The following is a 23377-nucleotide window of genomic DNA, read 5'->3' as shown; positions in this document are numbered from 1 at the left end:
TTTAGAGAGGTGAAATGAATGAACAAACGAAACTACGGAATGATGACCTTTGTGCTCTTTTGGACCGGGTTTGCGGTGATGTGCAGCTTATATGTGACAATTCCGTTAACACCTGTATTCATGAGGGAATTTGGTTTATCAGCGGATGATGCGGCTTGGACCGGCAGTATCTTTTCCATCTTTTTTGCGCTCGGCTGCTTAGTGTACGGACCTGTTTCCGATCGCTTCGGCCGCAAACAAGTGATTGTGGCAGGCCTTGTTTTTTTAACGGTTTTTACAGTGTTGATCGGCTTTGCGGACAGCTTGCCCGCCATTATATTGTTTCGCGCTTTACAGGGAGCTGCTGCCGCGTCTTTTTCACCGGTGGCCCTCGCATATGCTGGAGAAATGTTTCCTCAAGAAAAGCGGGGAACGGCGATTGGTTTTATTAGTACGGGTTTTTTGCTGGCGGGGATTGGCGGCCAAGTTATCGCAAGCTTTATTAGCGAGGTTTGGAATTGGAACGCCGTGTTTTGGCTGATGTCTGCCGTTTATCTGCTGACAATGTGGTTCAACATGTTGCTTTTGCCGAAAGGAGATGTGAAGCAAAAGAGCGGGCATATGTTTTCTTCCTTCAGCCGCATGGGGGATGTGCTTCACAGCCGGTCTTTGCTGATTGGCTATGTGGTCACAATCACCGTTCTCTTTACATTTGTCGGCATGTATTCAGCACTTGGATTTGTTTTGACCCATTCGCCATATGCCCTTTCCAGCGGACAGATTTTATTTGTCCGTTCAGCGGGTATCCTTGGCATGGCCTGTTCACCGATCGCCGGGCGATTGATCAGCAAGCATGGGAGTCTGTCGGTTTTGCGGACCGGTTTAATCATTGCTGCGGCGGGTTTGCTTTTGATGAGTGTCAGCGGCGGATTGACGGTTCTCGTCGTGATGAGCGTGGTGTTTGTGCTTGGCATTGCAATTGCCGTGCCGTCCCTGATTTCTTTGATCGGCCAGCTTGGCGGAGAGATGAGGGGCCTTGCCGTCTCGCTTTATACGTTTATTTTATTTATCGGCGCGAGTCTGGGGCCGATCTTTACGGCATTTTTCCTGAAATCCGACCCGTTTCTTGTCTTAAGTCTTGTGCTTTTCATCAGTGTCGTTCTGTCCTTTTTAATTAGCAGGAAGCCAAGTCCAGTTCAAGCGGGCAAACGGCTGGCTAAAAACTGAAAGTTGTTTAGTATAGTTTCAGAATCTTTTTCTGTAAGGAATGAAGGTATGAAAGCTTTTATGATGGTTAAAATTTTGTAAAATAAATTTTTGATAAAATATATTAAAAAAACAATTTTACGCTAGGTTTAGCAAATATTAATGAAATCTTAAATCATGACTGTGAATTTGCGGGTTAAAACGATGATTTTTCGTTTTCCCGCATATTTTTTTGGAAATTTCGGAAAACCGCATCAATCTTTTCGCCTACCGTTCGGTATCCCGCATGAATCTTTTAACCTATTTTTCGGTGAAAAAAACAATATTTTCATTTAAAGTGAACTGTGTGCAGAAAATGAATTTATTTCAGTAAAAGCAGATAAAGGCAAACCTGCGGAAACGCAGGGACGCAAAGCCATGGCCTAAGGTGCGGACGATGCTAAGGTTGACAGGTTGCCGAATGAACAGGGAGCTTCCCCGTTTTAATTCGGGTAGGCTCTTTTCTTTTTATTCCCAATATAGTTTTATATTGGTATTGACAATTCTGTGACAGCACATTTGCCGTCTCGCCAAACGCCGCAAATCAGTATTGCGGTTCATCACGGAGATCGCCATAAATGACACTTGATAAAGGAGGAATAGGAAAGATGGAAAACACATACTACCCCCTGACACATGCCCAAAGGCGTATTTGGTACACAGAGAAGTTTTACCCAGGTACAAGCGTTTCCAATCTGAGCGGTTTTGGAAAGCTGAAATCTGAGTCGGGAATAGATACCGGTTTATTGGCTGAAGCCATTCGGCAGTTTGTCCGCACCAATGAAACGATGCGCTTCAGGCTGCATGATGATGAAGAGGATGAACCGAAACAATATATCACCGAATATGAACCATTTGAATTGGAGTACCTTGATGCCGCCAAAACAAACATGGCCGACATTTTAAAATGGGGACAAGCTGAAGCGCGCCGGCCCCTGCCCCTGTATGACAGTCCGTTGTTCAAGTTTGCCGTCGTGCGCATCAGCCCTGTTGAAAGCTGGTTTTTTGTAAAGGTTCACCATCTGATTTCCGACGGCATTTCTATGACACTCCTAGGCAACCGCATCACCGACATCTATTTGAAGCTTGCGGGAGGGGAAACCGACCTCGAAGCTGTACAGCCGTCATTTACAGAACACATTCAAAGCGAATTGGAATACGAAGAATCGAAACGGTTCCAAAAAGATAAAGCGTATTGGAACGCTCAATACGAAGTCATTCCGGAGCCCGTATCTTTAAAGCAAAGCGATTCTTATCAAGTCCGTTTGGACGCGGCTCGTCTTTCTAAAGAGATTTCCCCAGACCTGTATCAAAAAATTCAAACGTATTGTCAAAACAACAACGTTAGTGTGCTCTCCTTGTTTCTATCAACCTTACACATTTATATGCATCGGGTGACCGGACAAAAAGATGTCGTTCTCGGCACTTTTATGGGAAACCGGACAAATGCAAAAGAAAAACAGATGCTTGGCATGTTCGTATCGACCATTCCGATGAAAGCCCGGCTTGATGTGCAACAGGACTTTACTGCATTTGTGCAGGAAAGGATGAAAGATCAGCTGAAAATCATCAGACATCAAAAGTATCCGTACAATCTCCTGATCAATGACCTGCGGGAAAGGCAGCCCCATTTAAATAAGCTGTTTTCCGTCTCTTTGGAGTATCAGGTCATGCAATGGCAGCAGAAAGAAACGGTATCGTTCTTATCTGAGCCGATTTTCAGCGGCAGTGAAGTTAACGATGTCTCCATTCATGTGAAAGAAAGATGGGACACGGGGACGCTTGCGGTCGACTTTGATTACAGAGAGGAACTGTTCAGCCGCGAAGAAATGGTCATGTTATACGAGCGGCTCATGACGCTTCTTAATGATGCCCTCGCTGCACCAGACAAGAAAATTAGCGATCTGGAAATCATTCCTGCGCAGGAAAAACAGCAGCTGCTGCAGCGTGCTTCAGGTTCTTTGATCACGTATGACAAAGAGCTGACCCTTCATCGCTTATTCGAGCAAACAGCAGCTGAGACTCCTAAGAAGACGGCGCTTGTTTTTGAGGGGAAACAGCTTTCGTATCAGGAGTTGAATGAGATCGCCAACCGGCTGGCAAGGGCGCTTCGCAAAAGAGGTGTCGGTTCTGATGTGCCGGCAGCCGTTTTGATGAAGCGGTCAGAGCGGACGGTAGCGGCGATATTGGGGATTCTCAAGGCCGGAGGCGCTTATGTGCCGATTGATCCCGGTTTTCCAAATGAGCGGATTCAGTTTATGCTCAAGGATTCCGCTGCAAAAGTTGTGATCACCGATCAGGCATTTGCGGCTGAATCAGCTGAAACACTGCTCTTTTCCGAAGCGATCGCCGAAACGGAAGACTTCGGCAATCTGCCTTCATCATCCGGTGCTGATCATCTCGCATACATCATTTATACGTCTGGAACAACGGGCCGTCCAAAAGGCGTCATGATTGAGCACAGACAGGTTCATCATCTTGTTAAGGGGCTTCAGCAAGCTGTACATACATATGCACAGGCCGATTTGAATGTTGCGCTTTTGGCTCCGTTTCATTTTGATGCTTCCGTTCAGCAGATATTCACGTCTCTTCTGCTTGGCAAGTCTCTCTATATCGTACCGAAAAAGACCGTTTCCGACGGGCGTGCCTTAGCCGCTTATTTCCGCCGCCACCAGATTGATGTCACGGACTGTACACCGTCTCATTTGCAGCTTTTGATTGCTGCCGACGATCTCCGCGGAACAAGCCTGAAACATATCCTCGTCGGAGGTGAGGCATTATCAAGGGTGGCGACCGAAAAGCTGCTCCGTTTATTTGCGGAATCAGCCGAATCGATTCCCTTGATCACGAACGTCTACGGACCGACAGAAACCTGTGTTGATGCCTCGGCCTTCACAATTCCGCGGGATGGACAACTTCAGTACGAAAACGCCTATGTACCAATCGGCAGGCCGCTTGGGAACAACCGATTTTACATTTTGGATGATCACGGAGCGCTTCTGCCGGATGGTGCCGAGGGTGAATTGTATATTGCGGGAGATGGAGCCGGACGGGGGTATTTGAACCTCCCGGACATGACGGAGGAAAAATTCTCGGCCGATCCTTTCAATCCGGGAGGTGTCATGTATCGGACCGGTGATATTGTCAGATGGCTTCCTGACGGTACCGTCGATTTTATCGGCCGAAAGGATGATCAGGTGAAAGTCCGCGGCTACAGGATCGAACTCGGGGAGATTGAGTCCGTCTTACAAGGTGCGCCCGGTGTCGAAAAAGCAACTGTGCTTACGCGGCCGGGAACAGCCGGCGATCAAGAGGTTTGCGCATATATCGTTCCGAAAGATGACCGCGCCGCTTCGGTGTCTGAGTTAAGGGAGCATTTGGCGAAAAGGCTGCCTGATTATATGCTGCCTTCCTATTTCACCGAGCTTGAAGAAATGCCGCTGACGCCAAGCGGCAAGGTTGATCGCAAAGCATTGCTTCTGCATCAAGCGACGATTACAGGGGGTGCTGAGTATACGGCGCCGAGAAATGACAGGGAAGAAAAAATCGCGCACATTTGGCAGGATGTGCTCGGAGCGGAACGAGTCGGCATCTATGATCAGTTCTTTGAACTTGGCGGCCATTCGCTGAAAGCGATGGTGATGCTTTCAAGGCTCCGCAAAACATTCGGAGTTGAAGTGCCGCTTGAGGTCCTGTTTGAAAAACCGACTGTCGCCGCTCTTAGTCAATTTGTTTCTAAAGCGGAGCAAAAAGGGTTTACAGCCATTGAACCGGCGGCAGAATGCAGCGACTATCATCTGTCGCTGGCGCAGCAGCGGATTTATATCGTCAGTCAGCTGGAAGGAGCGGGCATCGGCTACAATATGCCGGCGGCGGCTATGCTTGAAGGGCCGCTTGATCGAGAGCGTCTGGAACATGCTTTTCAAAAGCTGATTGAAAGACATGAAGCGCTCCGTACTTCATTTGTATCTGTCAATGGAGAACCGAGGCAGCGTATTCATGCAAAAGCTGAGCTGCACATCGAGGTGATCCAGAGCGGGGACAAGCCTTTAGAACAAACGATAAAATCGTTTGTACGCCGTTTTGATCTCGGGAAAGCGCCGCTTTTGAGAATCGGCCTCGTCCGCCTGGAAGAAAGCAGACACATGCTGCTGTTTGATATGCACCACCTGATTTCCGACGGGGTTTCGATTTCGATTATTTTACATGAGCTGGCCAAGTTGTATAAAGGGGAAGAACTGCCGGAGATGCGCCTGCACTACAAAGATTATGCCGTCTGGCAAAACAATCAGACCGATGGCGGCTATCAAAAAGAAGAAGAATATTGGCAAAACGTCTTCTCCGGGGAGCTCCCTGTCCTGCAGCTGTTGACGGATCAGCCTCGTCCGCCTGTGCAAAGCTTTGCAGGAGACAGGGTTTCCGCTGCCGTGCCAAAAGAGATCGAGGAAAAAATGGTCGGACTTGCTGATGAAAACGGCGCGACACTGTATATGGTCATGCTGGCCGCTTACAATACGCTTCTTGCGAAATACGCCGGACAGGAAGATGTGATTGTCGGGACGCCGGCTGCCGGCCGCAGCCACTCCGACTTGGAAGGGATCGTCGGAATGTTTGTCAATACGCTGGCGATCCGCTCGAAAGTCGATCGTGAAAAAACGTTTGCTGAATTTCTACATGATGTGCGGCACACGGTCTTGAACGCGTTTCAACATCAGGATTATCCGTTTGAATGGCTCGTCGAAAAGCTCAATGTTCCGCGTGATTTAAGCCGTCATCCTCTCTTTGATACGATGTTTATTTTGCAAAATGCAATGGAGGACATTCCGCTGCTCGGCGATTTGCGTCTGTCCATTCAGGAAACGAATTTCAACATCGCCAAATTTGATTTGACCCTGCAGGCAAAGAAAGAACACGGTGAATTGATTCTCGATTTGGATTACAGTACAAAACTGTTTAAAAAAGATACGGCCGAGAGAATACTGAAAGCTTACTTGAACCTGCTTGAAGAAATGACGGCAGATCCGCATCGGAAAATAGGGGAATACAGCTTGTTGACAGAGGAAGAAGCGAAGCGGCAGCTCGTCGCCTTCAATCCAGGTCAAAGCGCTTATCCGCATGGGCAAACGATCGTGCAACAATTTGAGGAACAAGCAGCCAAATCAGGTGAGCGCCCTGCCCTTCAATTTGAAGGTGCGGTATTGACGTACCGTGAACTCAATGAGAAAGCGAATCAGTTGGCAAGACGTCTTCGCGAAAGAGGGGTGCAAACAGGAACGACAGCCGCCATTCTTACCGCCAGGTCGTCGGAAATGGTCGTCGGAATCCTTGCCGTGTTAAAAGCCGGGGCCGCTTATGTGCCGGTTGATCCCGATCATCCAGAGCAGCGCATCCACCACTTCTTCCGCGACAGCGGAGCAGCGGTTTTGTTAACGCAAACGGCGTTGAGACCGCTTGCTGAAGCGGCGGACTTTGCGGGCGAGATGTTCTTCCTTGATGAAGCCCATCTATATCAAGGAGAATCGGCCAACTTGAATGTTCCGATTTCTCCCGAAGCTTTAGCCAATCTGACATACACATCAGGAACGACCGGAATGCCGAAAGGCAACATGGTGACACACCGAAATATTTTGCGGACTGTGAAAAACCCGAACTATTTGGAAATCGTTGATACAGACATTGTACTTTCCATTTCCAATTATGTTTTTGACGCCTTCATGTTTGATATGTTCGGTTCCTTGCTGAACGGCGCCAAACTGGTGGTTGCCCCGAAGGAGACAATCCTTGATATGGGCCGGCTTGCCGCCATGCTTGAAAACGAAAAAGTCTCCGTTTTGATGATCACAACGGCATTGTTCAACATGCTTGTCGATATGCGGCCGGACAGTATGAAGACATTGCGCAGGGTGCTGTTCGGCGGTGAGCGCGCATCCGTCGATCATGTCAGAAGAGCGCTCAAGACTGTTGGAAAGGGCCGGCTTCTTCATATGTACGGGCCATCAGAGAGTTCTGTTTTTACCACTTATCATCCCGTCAATGATGTCGGCGCTGATGCGCAGTCGATTCCGATCGGAAAGCCGGTCAGCAATACAGAGGTGCTGATCCTTGATCCTGCTGGAAAGCTTCAGCCTGCAGGTGTTGCCGGTGAACTGTGCGTCGGAGGAGACGGGCTTGTCCGCGGCTATTTCAACCGTCCGGAACTGACGGCGGAGAAATTCACAGCACATCCGTTTCAAAAAGATCGGAACATCTATCGGACAGGTGACATGGCAAGATGGCTTGCCGACGGAAGTCTTGAATTTATCGGCCGGATGGATCACCAGGTGAAAATCCGCGGCCAAAGAATCGAACTGGGCGAGATCGAGCATCAGCTGCTGACCCATGACATGATCCAGGAAGCTGCAGTCCTGGCTGTTGCTGCCGATTCGGGCGATCAGATGATCTGCGCATACATTGTCGCCGATCGGCAGCTTTCAAGTCGCGAGCTGCGCGAACATGCAGCTGCGGGACTGCCCGGTTATATGATCCCGTCTGTTTTTATCCAGTTAGAAGAGCTTCCGCTCACAGGGAATGGAAAAGTGGACAGAAGAGCGCTGCCTGCACCTGACGCCGCTCAAAGTGTGCAGAGGGAATATACGGCTCCGCGGAATGACACAGAAGCCCGTCTTGCCGAGCTTTGGCAGGAAGCGCTCGGCATCTCTCAAGTTGGAGTGCATGACAATTTCTTTGAGCTTGGCGGTCATTCTTTAGCGGGAATGAAGCTAATGGCCCGCGTTCAGCGAGAGTTGGATGTCGATCTCCAGCTGAAAGACTTGTTCAAGTCGCCGACAATCGAAAGCTTGGCAAAAGCGGCCGCGGACGCAAAGGAAAAAGCGGTGATCTATATCGAAGCCGCGCAAGAGCAGGAGGCCTATCCTGTATCATCGGCGCAAAAACGGCTTTATGTCCTGCAGCAGCTTGAAGGGGCGGAGAAAACCTATAACATGCCGTCCGTTTTAAAGCTTGAAGGAAAGCTCGACCTTGCCCGGCTGGAAGCTGCTGTAAAGAATCTGATCAAGCGCCATGAAGCGTTTCGAACATCGTTTGAAATCAGAGACGGTGAGCCAGTTCAGCGGATATGGAAGGACGCCGAATTTGCGATTGATGTTATCGATGCGGATGAACGAGAAACAGATCAGCTAATTGAAGCGTTTATCCAGCCGTTTGATCTCACTAAGGCGCCGCTTTTCAGAATGAGCATCCTTCGCCTGGCTGAGGAAAAGCATCTTTTACTGACAGATATGCATCACATCATTTCAGACGGCGCATCCGTCGGCATTCTGATCGATGAAATGACAAAGCTTTACGCTGGAGAGACGCTTGAACCACTAAAGATTCAGTACAAAGACTATACAGTCTGGCAGCAAAAGCGCCTGCAAACGGAACACAACAAGCAAGAGGCGTATTGGCTGAAAAAACTGGGCGGAGAACTGCCCGTCCTCACACTGCCGACAGACTTTTCGCGACCGGCGGTGCAGACGTTTGAAGGCGAGCGTCTCACCTTTGAGCTCAAGCCTGAGCTTGTCCGAGCGCTAAAGCATCTGGCTCAACAAACAGAAACGACCCTAAACACGGTGCTTCTTGCCTCATACAGCGTATTTTTAGCCAAGCTGAGCGGTCAAAGCGAGATTGTGGTCGGTTCTCCGGTCGCCGGAAGACCGTACGCCGATGTCGACAATGTGATCGGGATGTTTGTCAATACATTGGCGATGAGGACGCATCCAAAAGGAGAGAAAACCTTTGCCGCATTCCTCAAGGAAGTCAAAGAAACGGCGCTTGAAGCATATGAGCACCAAGATTATCCGTTTGAAGAACTGATTGAGAAATTGAACATTCAGCGCGATATGAGCCGAAATCCATTATTCGATGCTGTTTTTTCAATGCAAAACGCGGATGTAAAAGACTTGTCGATGGAAGGGATCACACTGCAGCCGTATGAGCTTGATCAGCAGGCGGCAAAATTTGATCTGACCTTGACCGCAGCCGAAGAAGAAGACATTGTACGGCTTGAAATGGTATATAATACGGCGCTCTTTCAGCATGAATCCGTCAAGCGCTGGTGCGAATACTGGCTTCACCTCCTTGAAGCGGCCGCTCATCATTCGGATGTCCGGCTCTCCGAGCTGTCACTCTTGGATGAAACGGAAAAACGGAGGCTCGTGGCCGCCTGGAATGACACGGCACTTGATGTTCCGACAGACAAAACAATCGATGAGCTGTTTGAAGCCCAAGTCCGCCGCACTCCTGACCGCGGGGCTGTCGTGTACAACGGCCGCAAGTGGACGTACAGGGAGCTTAATGCGCGCGCGAATCGCCTCGCCCGCCTGCTGATTGAAAAAGGGGGGCAGCCGGAACAACGGATCGGTATCATGGTCAAGCCTTCGTTGGAGATGGCGGCCGGTGTGCTCGCAATTTTAAAAGCGGGCGCGGCCTACGTGCCGATTGATCCTGATTATCCGGTGCAGCGGATCGGATATGTATTGGAAGACAGCGGTGCTGAGCTGCTTTTAACACAGACAGACTTAGCCGCGCCGGAAGGATTCAGCGGTGAATCCATTCAGCTTGATTTGATGCTGAAGGGAGAATTGACAAAAGAAGATGAGCGAAATCTGCAGTCGGCGGTGAAACCCGGCAATCTCGCATATTTAATTTATACATCAGGCACGACCGGACAGCCGAAGGGCGTCATGGTCGAACATCACTCACTTGTGAATCTGTGCTATTGGCATAACGACGCCTTCAAAGTCACAGAAGAGGACAAAAGCGCAAAATACGCCGGCTTCGGTTTTGACGCATCGGTCTGGGAGATGTTCCCGTATTGGCTTGCCGGAAGTGAGCTTCATATCATCGATGAAGCGATCCGGATGGACATCGTCCGGCTGAATCAATATTTTGAAGAACACGGCATCACGATCACGTTCCTGCCGACACAGCTGTGCGAACAGTTCATGGAGCTGGACAACCGGTCGCTGCGCGTGCTTCTGACAGGCGGAGACAAGCTGAAACAGATCGAAAAACGCTCCTACACGCTCGTCAACAACTACGGGCCGACGGAAAACACGGTTGTCGCGACGAGCGGGCCGATCGACCCTGATGAAGGGATGCTTTCAATCGGAAAGCCGATCGCCAACACACGGGCTTATGTGCTTGGAGAAAACAACGAAGTCCAGCCTGTCGGTGTCGCCGGTGAGCTGTGTGTCGCCGGCCGCGGGCTTGCGCGCGGCTATCTCAACAAGCCGGAGGAAACGGCGCAGCGCTTCACGGAAGACCCGTTCGTACCGGGCGAGCGCATGTATCGGACGGGTGATCTTGTGAAGTGGCTTTCCGACGGGCGGCTTGAATATATCGGCCGGATCGATCAGCAGGTGAAAATCCGCGGCTTCCGGATCGAGCTTTCGGAAATTGAAGTCCAGCTCGCACGCCTCCCGGAAGTCCGGGAAGCGGTTGTCCAAGATATCGAAGACGCCTACGGAAACAAAGCGCTGTGCGGCTATATCACAGCGGCGGAAAAGCTGGATACAAAAACCCTTGCCGATCAGCTCGCACAGACGCTGCCGGACTACATGGTGCCGGCATATTGGATGCAGCTTGATGAACTTCCGGTGACAGCGAACGGAAAAGTCGACCGAAGGGCGCTGCCTCAGCCTGACGTCGAAGCGCAGACAGCCGACTACAAAGCACCAAGGACGGAGACAGAGCAGCTGCTTGCCGACATTTGGCAGGAGGTTCTCGGGATTGAGCGAATCGGGCTCACCGACAATTTCTTCACGCTCGGCGGAGATTCGATCAAAGGCATTCAAATGGCGAGCCGGCTCCAGCAGCACGGCTTAAAGCTTGAAATGAAAGATTTGTTTCAGCACCCAACGATCGGCGAGATCAGCACCTATGTACAATCGGCTGATGATCAGCCGATTGATCAGGGTCCTGTCGAAGGCGAGATCATATTGACACCGATTCAGCGCTGGTTCTTTGAACGTGAATTCACAAACACACATCACTGGAACCAGTCGGTTATGCTTCATGCGCGGTCAGGGTTTGACCCGGGGATTGCCGGACGGGTGTTAAGCAAACTGATGGAACATCACGATGCCCTTCGCATCGTCTATCAGCAAGGCGAAGCGATCGTTCAGTACAACAGGGGTCTTGAAGAATCCGTGATTCACCCTGAGGTGTTGCATTTGAATGAATCAGGGGCCGAACTGGAAGCTGCCATTTTGCGGGAATCTAATCGAATCCAAAGCAGTATCAATTTATCTGAAGGACCGCTCTTAAAAGCGGCGATCTTTAAAACCGATCAAGGAGATCACCTCCTGATCGTCATTCACCATCTCGTTGTTGACGGGATTTCCTGGAGGATTTTACTCGAGGATTTCGCTTCCGGTTATTTGCAGGCCGCAAAAGGCGAAGCGATTGTTCTTCCCGAGAAATCACATTCTTTTGCTGAATACGCAGTTCGCTTAAAAGAATATGCCGCCTCCAAAGCGTTTGCCAAGGAAATCGGCTATTGGCAGGAAATCGAGGGGAAAGCGGCAATACCGCTTCCTAAAGATCATGAATCAAATGACCGGCGGATGTGCCATACGAAAACGGCGGAATTCACTCTCTGTAAAGAAGAAACAGAGCAGCTGCTGACAAAAGTTCATGAAGCGTACAACACAGAAATGAACGACATACTGCTAGCGGCGCTGGGCTTTGCAATGAAAGAGTGGACCGGTGGGAATGAATTCCTCATCAATCTTGAAGGACACGGTCGCGAGGACATCATCGCGGGCTTGAACATCTCCCGGACCGTCGGCTGGTTTACAAGCCAGTTCCCGGCCCTGATACAGATGAACGATGCCGATGATATCGGCTATCAAATGAAACGGATCAAAGAGGATTTGCGCCACATTCCGAATAAGGGGATCGGCTATGGGATTTACCGCTACTTGACGGAAGCCGGTCAACAGGCAAAGCCGTTCAAGCCGGAAATCAGCTTTAACTATTTAGGCCAGTTTACAGAGATGTCGGAATCCGGTCTGTTTTCGAGATCATCCATGCCGTCAGGCGAGCCGCTGAGCCCTGACACGGAAAAGCCGAATGTGCTTGACATCGTCGGATATATTGAAGACGGCGTATTGACGATGTCGATCGCCTACAGCTCTCTGGAATTTGAGGAAAGCACAATCGCGTCTGTCGCTGACAGCTTTAAGGCGCATTTGCTGAAAGTCATGAATCATTGCTTAAGTCAAGATGAAGGCGAGATCACACCAAGCGATCTTGGAGATGATGATCTGACACTTGAAGAACTTGATAAATTGATGGAAATTTTCTAACAAAAAAGACGAGGTGCCTTATGGGGAAACAAAAGATTCAAAAGGTGTATCCTTTGACACCGATGCAGGAGGGGATGCTGTATCATGCCATGCTTGATCCGGAGTCTTCCTCTTACTTCACACAGCTTGAGCTGATCATAGACGGCGATTTTGATTTGCCGGTTTTCGAAAAGAGCGTCAATCAGCTTGTTCGTACTTACGATATCCTCAGAACGGTTTTTGTCCATCAGCAATTGCAAAAACCGCGCCAGGTCGTCCTGGCTGAGCGCCAGGCAAAGGTTGAATTTGAGGATATCGCCGATCAGGATCAAAAACGGCAAATGACGCGCATCACACAATATAAAAAAGAAGTGCAGAGAGCGGGATTCAACCTTGTGAAAGATCTGCTGTTTAAAGTGGCGGTCTTTCGGCTCGAACAGCAAAAATACCACCTGGTCTGGAGCAACCATCATATCGTAATGGACGGCTGGAGTATGGGGATATTGATGAAACGTCTGTTTCAAAATTATGAAGCATTTCGTTCAAACCGCCCGGCTCCGATTGATCAGGGAAAGCCGTATGCGGACTATATCAAATGGCTCGGCCGCCAGGATCATGATGAAGCGGGCTCCTATTGGGAGAAACGTCTTGCCGGTTTGGAAAGCCCGAGCGTCATTCCCGGACGCAAGGAATCTTCAGCCCGCGACTCTTACCAGAACGAAGAGTTTGCTTTCGTTTGGGACAAAGAAATGGTGGATGCCATTCAAAAGGCGGCCAGCCGCTATAACGTGACGGCTCCCAATCTGTTTCAGGCGATCTGGGGAGCGGTTCTTGCCAAATATAATGCGGCAGAAGATGTGGTGTTCGGCACGGTTGTGTCCGGACGCCCAGCGGAAATCAACGGGATCGAGCACATGGCCGGGCTGTTTATCAACACGATTCCCGTTCGTTTGAAGATCGCCAAGCATCAGTCATTCGCCGAGCTTTTCAAACAGGCGCAGCAGCATGCGATTGAAGCGGAACGGTACGATTATTTGCCGCTCTATGACATCCAAAAGAAATCTGCGCTGGACGGACGGCTGATCAGCCACCTTGTCGCGTTTGAGAATTATCCGCTTGATCAAGAGCTTGAAAACGGGGCGATGACAGAACGCCTCGGCTTCTCGATCAAGGCAGCCGGAGCTTTTGAACAAACGAACTACGATGTGAATCTGATCGTTTATCCTGGGGCAGAATGGACGATCAAAGTGAAATACAACAGCGCGGTTTATGAGAAATCCTTCATTGAACAGGCGGCAGAGCATCTGACAAGACTTGCCCGCGCCGCGGTTTCCAGCCCCGGAACAGAGGTTGGCCGAGCCGAGCTTTTATCAGAACGGGAGCAAAAAGCGCTGCTGGCTATCAATCACACTGCCGCTGACTATCCACGGGAGAAGACGATCCCGGAGCTTTTTGAAGAACAAGCGGAGCTCGCGCCGGAAAAGACGGCCATTGTCGCCGGCAACAGCAGCCTCACCTACCGAAAACTGAACGAAAGAGCGAACCAGCTGGCAAGAAGATTGAAAGCAAAAGGGCTGAAGCGCGGCGATGCAGTGGCGATTATGATGGAGCGCTCGCTTGAGGCGGCAGTCGGCATGCTCGCGGTTCTGAAAGCAGGCGGCGTCTACGTGCCTGTTGATCCTGCCTATCCTGAAGAACGAGTTCGTTTTCTGCTTGAAGACAGCGGAGCGCGAATCGTCATCATCAAAGAGAACCCGGCAATTTCGTTGGCAGGCTATGAAGCGCTCACCGTGGATGGAGAGGGCGTTGAAAAAGAAGATGCCGTCAATCTTGACCATATCACAAAGCCTGCTGATCTCGCTTATTACATCTACACCTCCGGTTCAACGGGCAAGCCGAAAGGCGTCATGGTGGAGCACCGCAATATTGTCCGACTTGTCAAAAACGCCGGTTATATTCCGCTCCATGCGGACGTGAGGATGGCGCAGACGGGGGCGGTCAGCTTTGATGCCAGCACATTTGAAGTATTTGGCGCGCTGCTAAACGGGGGAACCCTTTATCCGGTTCCGAAAGAAACGCTTCTTGATGCAAGGCGTTTCCGGGTGTTTTTGCAGGAAAACCGAATCACGACGATGTGGCTGACATCACCGCTATTCAATCAGCTGGCCCGGCAGGATGACGCAATGTTTCAAAACGTAAGCGATCTGATTATTGGCGGGGATGCGCTTGTTCCGTCCGTTGTCAACAAGGTCAGGCGCGCATGCCCCGGACTCTCGCTTTGGAACGGATACGGTCCGACAGAAAACACGACATTTTCAACCTGCTTCTTCATCGATCAAGAATATGAGCGCACCATTCCGATTGGGAAGCCGATCGGAAATTCGACGGCGTATATTCTTGATGAACAAAACCGGCTTCAGCCGGTCGGGGTGCCGGGGGAGCTTTGTGTCGGCGGAGACGGAGTGGCACGGGGCTATTTGAACGAGCCTGAACTGACCGATGAAAAATTCGTCGGCGATCCGTTTGCTAAAGGGAAACGGATGTACCGCACGGGCGATTTGGCCAGGTGGCTTCCTGATGGAAATATCGAATTTCTCGGCCGGATGGATCATCAGGTCAAGGTACGCGGCTTCCGGATTGAATTGGGAGAGATTGAAGCGAGCATAGCCCGGCTTGACGGAATTTTAGAAGCGGCTGTTGTCGTCAAAGAAAACCGTGCGGGAGAAAACGACATTTGCGCTTACTATACCGGGAGCCGGACGGGCTCAACGTCCGAACTTCGGACCGAGCTTTCTCAATCGCTTCCGGAATACATGATGCCGTCACATTTCGTCAAGCTTGAGAACATGCCGCTGACGGCCAACGGAAAGGTTGACAAACACAAGCTTCCGGCTCCGGCAGCAGAGGAAACAAATTCCGAATACAAAGCACCGGAAAGCGAAACAGAGCAAACTCTGGCGGACATTTGGGAAGAACTTCTCGGCATCCAGCATCCGGGAATCGACGACAACTTCTTTTCCTGTGGCGGCCATTCGCTGAAAGCGATGATGCTGACCGCCAAAATACAAGAACGGCTGCAAAAAGATGTTCCGATTAAGGTATTGTTTGAAAAACCGACGATCAGAGGGTTGGCCGAATTTTTGGAAAGAGAATCGAAGGAAGAAGCGCCGCCGATTGAACCGGCAGCTTCGAAGCCTTATTACCCCGTGTCATCTGCGCAAAGGCGCATGTACATTGTCAATCAGCTTGAAGAAGCAAGCACGAGCTACAATGTATCTGCTGTTCTGCTCTTGGAAGGGGACTTGGATAAGGATCGCCTTGAATCGGCGTTTCAAGCATTGATCGACCGCCATGAAACACTTCGGACATCGTTTGAATTAATCGATGGAGAAATCGTTCAGCGCATTCACCAACACTCGCCGTTTAGGCTGGCGGTTTCTCAAGCCGAAGAAGCGGAAGCCGAAACAAAAATCAGCACGTTCATCAGACCGTTTCAATTGGATCAGGCGCCGCTTGTGCGGGCTGAACTCGTTCGTTTGGAAGAGCGGCGACACCTGCTTCTGATCGATATGCACCATATTATTACAGATGGAAGCTCAACAGGCATATTCATCCGCGATCTTGCGCGGATCTACCAAGGCGGGGAAGCCCCTGCTCCTAAACTGCATTATAAAGATTTTGCCGTCTGGCAAAACGACCAAAAGCGGCAGGGACAATTGAAAGAGGAGGAGCAATACTGGCTTGATGTTTTCAAAGGTGAACTGCCTGTGCTTGATCTGCCGTACGACTTCCCTCGTCCTGCGAAACGGAGCTTTCAAGGCGAGCGGATTGTGTTTGGGATTGATCAAGAGCTCACAAAAGAGATTCAGAAGCTGCTCTCTGAAGCCGACACAACGCTTTACATGTTCCTGCTGGCCGCATTCAACATTCTCATTTCGAAGTATGCATCACAGGATGATGTGATCGTCGGATCGCCTGTGGCCGGAAGAACCCATCCTGATCTGCATGATATCCCGGGGATGTTTGTCAACACGCTGGCCATCCGCAATCGTCCGGAAGGGCAAAAAACATTCAAGCAGTTTTTGCAGGAAGTAAAGGAAACAAGTCTTCAAGCATTTTCCAGACAAAGCTATCCGCTTGAAGAGCTGATTGAAAAATTACCGTTAGCCAGAGACACAAGCCGGAACCCTTTGTTCAGCGTCTTTTTCAACATGCAGAATATGGACGTTCCAACTCTGGCATTAGGGGATTTGCAGATTTCATCCTATGCTGTCCGGCACAGAACGGCGAAGTTCGATCTGTCCCTTGAGGCGGTTGAACATGGCGGGGAAATCGGTTTGAGCTTTGACTATGCCGTCTCATTATTTAAAGAAGAGACGATCAGGCGCTGGAGCGGACATTTGCTGAATGTGATCAAAACGATCTGCGCGAATCCGGAGATCAGGCTCCAAGAGATCGAGCTCCTTTCAGCGAAAGAGCGGGAGACGCTGCTGGATGAAGCGAAAGGCGGAGAGGCAGTGGATGTAAAGAGGCGGCCGTTCTATGAACTGTTTGCAGAACGGGCGGCGAAAACGCCTGATTTGACGGCGGTCGTCTGCGGGGATACAAAGCTCACATACCGCAGACTTGATGAGAAAGCAAATCAGGTGGCGAATGTGCTGCGGGAAAAAGGAGTCGGAAAAGAAGATATCGTCGGGATCATGATGGATCGTTCCACAGATGTCATCGTCTCCATTCTCGGCGTCATGAAAGCCGGAGGCGCGTATTTGCCGATTGATCCGGAAATGCCGGTGTCAAGGGTCTGTTACATGCTTGAAGATAGCGGAGCCCGCTGGCTTATAACTGAGCCTGCCTATCAAACCGCTCTTTCAGGCCAATATAAAGGGATGTTCATAGATATTGCCAAGGACACGCTGGGGGCAAGCGCCGCATGTCCTCATGTCATCAATGACGGAACAAGTCTCGCGTATATCATCTACACATCCGGGACGACGGGCAATCCAAAAGGTGTTCAGCTCGAACATCGCAGTCTTGTCAATTATGTTTCTTGGTTCAGCAGTGAGGCCGGCCTTTCAGAATCGGATAAAACGATGCTCCTGTCTTCCTATGCGTTCGATCTCGGCTACACGAGCCTTTTCCCGATTCTTCTTGCCGGAGGGGAGCTGCATCTCGTACCGAAGGAAACCTATACGGAACCGGAGCGGTTAAGCCGCTATATTGGCAAACAAGGGATTACATATATCAAGCTGACGCCGTCCTTGTTCCATACGGTCGTTCAGCCGCAAAGCTTTGCTTCGGCAAAGGGGCTTCAGTCGCTCAGACTGATTGTGCTTGGGGGAGAAAAAATCAATCCGGCCGATGTGGAACGGTTCCATTCCTGTTATCCAAAGGCACGGTTCATCAATCATTACGGTCCGACGGAAACGACGATCGGGACGATTGCAAAAGTGATCGAGCAGGACAGAATCGCCGAATTTGCCAAACGTCCAACGATCGGACAGCCGATTCCGGGCGCAGGCGTTTTGGTGCTTGATGATTCACATCATCTTGTTCCTCCCGGCGCAGCAGGCGAATTATATATCACCGGAAAAGGGCTGGCGCGAGGATATGTGAACAAACATGAGCTGACAGCTGAACGGTTTATCGAAAATCCTTATGCTCCAGGCACGTTCATGTATCAGACGGGAGATCTCGTCCGCCGGCACCCGGATGGGGAGCTTGAATTTGTCGGACGAACGGATGATCAAGTGAAAATCCGCGGATCCAGGATTGAACTGAAGGAGATCGAAGACGCTCTAAAAGACCAGGAAGCTATAGAAAGAGCGGTCGTTCTCGCGATTACATCCGATTCCGGAATGGAGGAGCTGTGCGCCTATATTCAATCGGAACGACAGCCGGCATCTGCTGAGCTGAGGCAGCGGCTTTCCGAACGGCTGCCTTCGTATATGGTGCCGTCATACTTCATCAGTGTTGATGAGATCCCGCTTACGGCAAACGGAAAAATCGACCGCAGCGCACTGCCCAAGCCTCAAACGCTAAACGAACGCAGCGGTTCTTACTTGCCGCCGTCAACAGAGCTAGAGAAAGAGCTGACCCTCATTTGGGAAGATGTTCTCGGCACCTGGCCGATCGGAATCGAAGACCACTTCTTCGATCTTGGCGGTCATTCATTGAAAGGAATGATGCTGACAGCCGACATTCACTCGAAACTGGGGAAAAAAGTGCCGTTAAAAGCGCTCTTTGAGTGCCCGACAATCAGCCGGCTCGCACGCTATATCGAGTCAGATGAAGAGCGATCTTGGCAAAACGGCATCCGGCCTGCCGAAAAACGCGGCTGGTATCCTGTTTCTTCCGCTCAAAAACGGATGTACGTCCTCCATCATCTTGAAAAGGACGGAACCGGATATAATATGCCGTCTGTTTTCACGGTAGAAGGGCCTCTTGATGTCGAGCGCCTCAGACGGGCATTTGCTGCATTGGTGAAGCGCCATGAACCGCTGCGCACATCATTTGCGGAAATCGGCGGCCATCCGGTGCAAAAAGTGCACGAACATGCGGACATCGATGTCAAAGTGACGCCAATTCAAGAGGAGGATGCGGAAAAAGAAATCAGCCGCTTTATCAGACCGTTTGATTTAAACAGCGCCCCGCTCATCCGGGCGGAGCTGCTCACCATCAGTGAGAAGCGGCATCTGCTTTTGATCGACACCCATCATATTATTGCCGACGGTGTGTCAAGAAGCCTTTTTGTGAAAGAAATCGCACAGCTTTACAGAGGGGAATCTCTTCCTGAACGTGAGCTGCATTACAAAGATTATGCGGTCTGGCAGCATGAACCGGATCAGCAGGAGAGCATTCAGGAGCAGGAAGCTTTCTGGCTGAATCAGTTTAAGGAAGCCGTGCCGGAACTCAGCCTTCCGCTCGACTACCCGCGCTCTCCGCTGCAAAGCTTTGCCGGAGACCAGATTCGCTTTCAAACATCGAAAGACACAGCGCTTAACATCAGAAGATTGATAACAGATTCGAAAACGACGCTGAATACCGTGATGCTGGCCGTCTTTAACATTTTCTTAAGCCGTCTCTCAGGGCAAAAGGATATTGTCATCGGATCGGCGACAGCCGGCAGAACAAACGCCGATTTGAAAGACATGCCGGGCATGTTCGTCAACTCATTGGCGCTGAAAAACCATGTGCCGTTTGCCGCAACATTCAGCGGATTTTTAGAAGCCGTCAAAAATAACAGCATCGCTGCCCTTGATCATCAGGACTACCCGTTTGAAGAGCTGATCGCTAAGCTTGATTTGCCGCGCGATATGAGCCGGAATCCGCTTTTCAATGTCATGCTGACAGTAGAAGACCCTGATAAGGAAACACTTGATTTAGATGGTGTAACAATCAAGCCGTATGACATTTCGCATGCCGCCGCCAAATTTGACCTGACATTGGGCGCTTTTGCGAAAGAGGATGGACTCAGTCTGCAATTCGAGTATGCGACAGACTTGTTTAAGAAAGAAACGATCAAGCGCTGGAGCGGATATTTGCTCTATCTTCTCGAAACAGTTGCGGCCAATCCGCATGTCCGTCTGTCGGATTTATCGCTCATAGATGAAACAGAACAACGGAAAATCGTCGAAGAATGGAATGCGACTGCACTTGAAGCGCCGACAGACAAAACGATCAATGAACTGTTTGAAGCCCAAGTCCGCCGCACTCCTGACCGCGGGGCTGTCGTGTACAACGGCCGCAAGTGGACGTACAGGGAGCTTAACGCCCGCGCGAATCGCCTCGCCCGCCTGCTGATGGAAAAAGGGGCGCAGCCGGAACAACGGATCGGCATCATGGTCAAGCCTTCGTTGGAGATGGCGGCCGGTGTGCTGGCGATTTTAAAAGCGGGTGCGGCTTACGTGCCGATTGATCCTGACTATCCGGCGCAGCGGATCGGATATGTGCTGCAAGACTGCGGTGCTGAGCTGCTTCTCACGCAAACCGATGTAACTGTACCTGAAGAGTTCAACGGGGAAGTGCTCCTTCTCGATACGATGATGAGCGAAGAGGTCGTAAAAGAAGATGAGATGAACCCGCAATCCGCTGTCAAGCCTGACAATCTCGCATACTTGATCTATACATCAGGCACGACCGGACAGCCGAAGGGCGTCATGGTCGAACATCACTCACTTGTGAATCTGTGCTATTGGCATAACGACGCCTTCAAAGTCACAGAAGAGGACAAAAGCGCAAAATACGCCGGCTTCGGCTTTGACGCATCGGTCTGGGAGATGTTCCCGTATTGGCTTGCCGGAAGTGAACTTCATATCATCGATGAAGCGATCCGGATGGACATCGTCCGGCTGAATCAATATTTTGAAGAACACGGCATCACGATCACGTTCCTGCCGACACAGCTGTGCGAACAGTTCATGGAGCTGGACAACCGGTCGCTGCGCGTGCTTCTGACAGGCGGAGACAAGCTGAAACAGATCGAAAAACGCTCCTACACGCTCGTCAACAACTACGGGCCGACGGAAAACACGGTCGTTGCAACGAGCGGACCGATCGACCCTGATGAAGGGATGCTTTCAATCGGAAAGCCGATCGCCAACACACGGGCTTATGTGCTTGGAGAAAACAACGAAGTCCAGCCTGTCGGTGTCGCCGGTGAGCTGTGTGTCGCCGGCCGCGGGCTTGCGCGCGGCTATCTCAACAAGACGGAGGAAACGGCGCAGCGCTTCACGGAAGATCCGTTCGTACCGGGCGAGCGCATGTACCGGACGGGTGATCTGGTCAAGTGGCTTTCCGACGGGCGGCTTGAATATATCGGCCGGATCGATCAGCAGGTGAAAATCCGCGGCTTCCGGATCGAGCTTTCGGAAATCGAAGTCCAGCTCGCACGCTTCCCGGAAGTCCGGGAAGCGGTTGTCCAAGACATCGAAGACGCCTACGGAAACAAAGCGCTGTGCGGCTATGTCGTTGCGGACGAACAGCTTGATACAGAAAGCCTCGCCCGTAAGCTGGCACAGACGCTTCCGGACTACATGGTACCGGCGTATTGGATGCAGCTTGATGAACTTCCGGTGACAGCGAACGGAAAAGTCGACCGAAGGGCGCTGCCTCAGCCTGACGTCGAAGCGCAGACAGCCGACTACAAAGCACCAAGGACGGAGACAGAGCAGCTGCTTGCCGACATTTGGCAGGAGGTTCTCGGGATTGAGCGAATCGGGCTCACCGACAATTTCTTCACGCTCGGCGGAGATTCGATCAAAGGCATTCAAATGGCGAGCCGGCTTCAGCAGTACGGCTGGAAACTTGAAATGAAAGATTTGTTTCAGCACCCGACGATCGGCGAGATCAGTTCGTATATCGAATGGACGGACGGCAAACCGATCGACCAGGGGCCTGTTGAAGGGGAAGCCGCATTGACGCCGATTCAGCGCTGGTTCTTTGAACGTGGATTCACAAACGAGCACCACTGGAACCAGTCGGTCATGCTTCACGCCCCGGCAGGTTTTGATCCTGAGCTCGTCGAGCAGACACTGGAGAAACTGACTGAGCATCACGATGCACTGCGCATGGTGTACAAAAAGGAAAACGGCCGTATCAGCCAACATAACCGCGGACCCGGTCAGCACGGATTTGCCTTTAGAGTGGTTGATCTCCGGTATGTCACTGATAGTGCAGCGGAAATCGCCGCTCAAGCGAAGCGGCTGCAGGCAAGCCTTCATATTGAAACAGGGCCGCTCGTAAAGGCCGAACAGTATCAGACTGCAGAAGGCGACCATTTGTTGATTGTCATCCATCATTTAGTCGTGGACGGTGTATCATGGAGAATCCTGCTGGAAGACTTTGCATCAGGCTACCTGCAGGCCGCTCAGCGGCAGGACATTGTCTTCCCTGACAAAACAAATTCGTTCAAAGATTGGGCTGAAGAGCTTGAGGCCTATGCGCAATCCGAACGCTTCCGCAAAACAGCAGACTATTGGCGCAGTCTTGAAGAAGAACGAATTCCGGCATTGCCGAAGGACCATACAGCCGCTGAAAGGAAAGTGAAAGACTCAGCCGCTGTAATGTTCGAATTAACTGAAGCGGAAACACGTTTGCTTTTGACGAAAGTCCATGAGCCGTATGGTACGGATATCAATGACATTCTGCTTTCCGCTCTAAAGCTGACGATCATGGAATGGACGAACGATTCAAAAGTGTGTATCAACATGGAAGGGCACGGCAGGGAAGACATCATCCCGGGCATGAACATCTCAAGAACGGTGGGCTGGTTCACCGCGCAATATCCAGTCGTTTTAAAAGGGGCTGAAGACGGCGGCTTGCCTGAGATGATCAAAAGCGTAAAAGAACAATTACGCCAGATTCCGGATAAGGGAATCGGATATGGCATCCTTCGCTATTTAACGGATGGCGCCGATTTTTCACTCAAACCGGAGATCAGTTTTAACTATTTAGGCCAGATCGACAATGAAGTACAGACCGAATTCTTCGGACCGTCCTCTTATGATATGGGGAATCAAGTTTCAGAGGAATCAGAAGCGCTCTATGCTTTGAGCTTCAGCGGCATCATCAAAGGTGAAAAGCTCATCATGTCCTGCTCCTTTTCTACAAAGGAATTTGACAGGCAAACTGTTCAGGAGATCATGGACCGCTTCAAACATCATCTGCAGCAATTGATCGATCATTGTACGGCCAAAGAAGGGCGCGAATTCACGCCGAGCGACTTTACCGCCGGAGACCTTGAAATGGAAGAAATGGGCGATCTATTTGACGTCCTTGAAGAAAATCTGAACTAAACAACAGGGAACACCCGCTTCACAATAAGC

General features: G+C 50.7%; 3 protein-coding genes and 1 riboswitch. All 3 genes read left to right on the top strand.

Features of this window, described 5'->3' with window-relative positions:
- The first annotated feature begins 18 nt into the window (after positions 1-18).
- The 3 genes from M654_RS21695 to M654_RS21685 all read left to right on the top strand — a co-directional run bounded on the left by M654_RS21695 (position 19) and on the right by M654_RS21685 (position 23347).
- On the top strand, positions 19-1206 hold the full coding sequence (locus M654_RS21695) for an MFS transporter (RefSeq protein ID WP_026585847.1): 1188 nt from the start codon (positions 19-21) through the stop codon (positions 1204-1206).
- Positions 1207-1559: 353 nt separating this feature from the next.
- Positions 1560-1646: riboswitch (cyclic di-GMP riboswitch) on the top strand.
- 186 nt (positions 1647-1832) lie between these two features.
- Positions 1833-12575 (top strand): non-ribosomal peptide synthetase, encoded by a 10743-nt coding sequence (locus tag M654_RS21690; protein WP_026585848.1) that lies wholly within the window; start codon positions 1833-1835, stop codon positions 12573-12575.
- A gap of 20 nt (positions 12576-12595) precedes the next feature.
- Positions 12596-23347: a non-ribosomal peptide synthetase gene (locus M654_RS21685; RefSeq protein WP_026585849.1), complete on the top strand. Its 10752-nt coding sequence runs from the start codon at positions 12596-12598 to the stop codon at positions 23345-23347.
- Positions 23348-23377 lie beyond the last annotated feature (30 nt).

Origin of the sequence: Bacillus sp. NSP9.1, from assembly GCF_000465465.2 — a bacterium.
Taxonomy (GTDB): Bacteria; Bacillota; Bacilli; order Bacillales; family Bacillaceae; genus Bacillus; species Bacillus sonorensis_A.
Note: the sequence above shows the minus strand (reverse complement) of the source record. Positions and strands in the feature narration are given on the sequence as shown.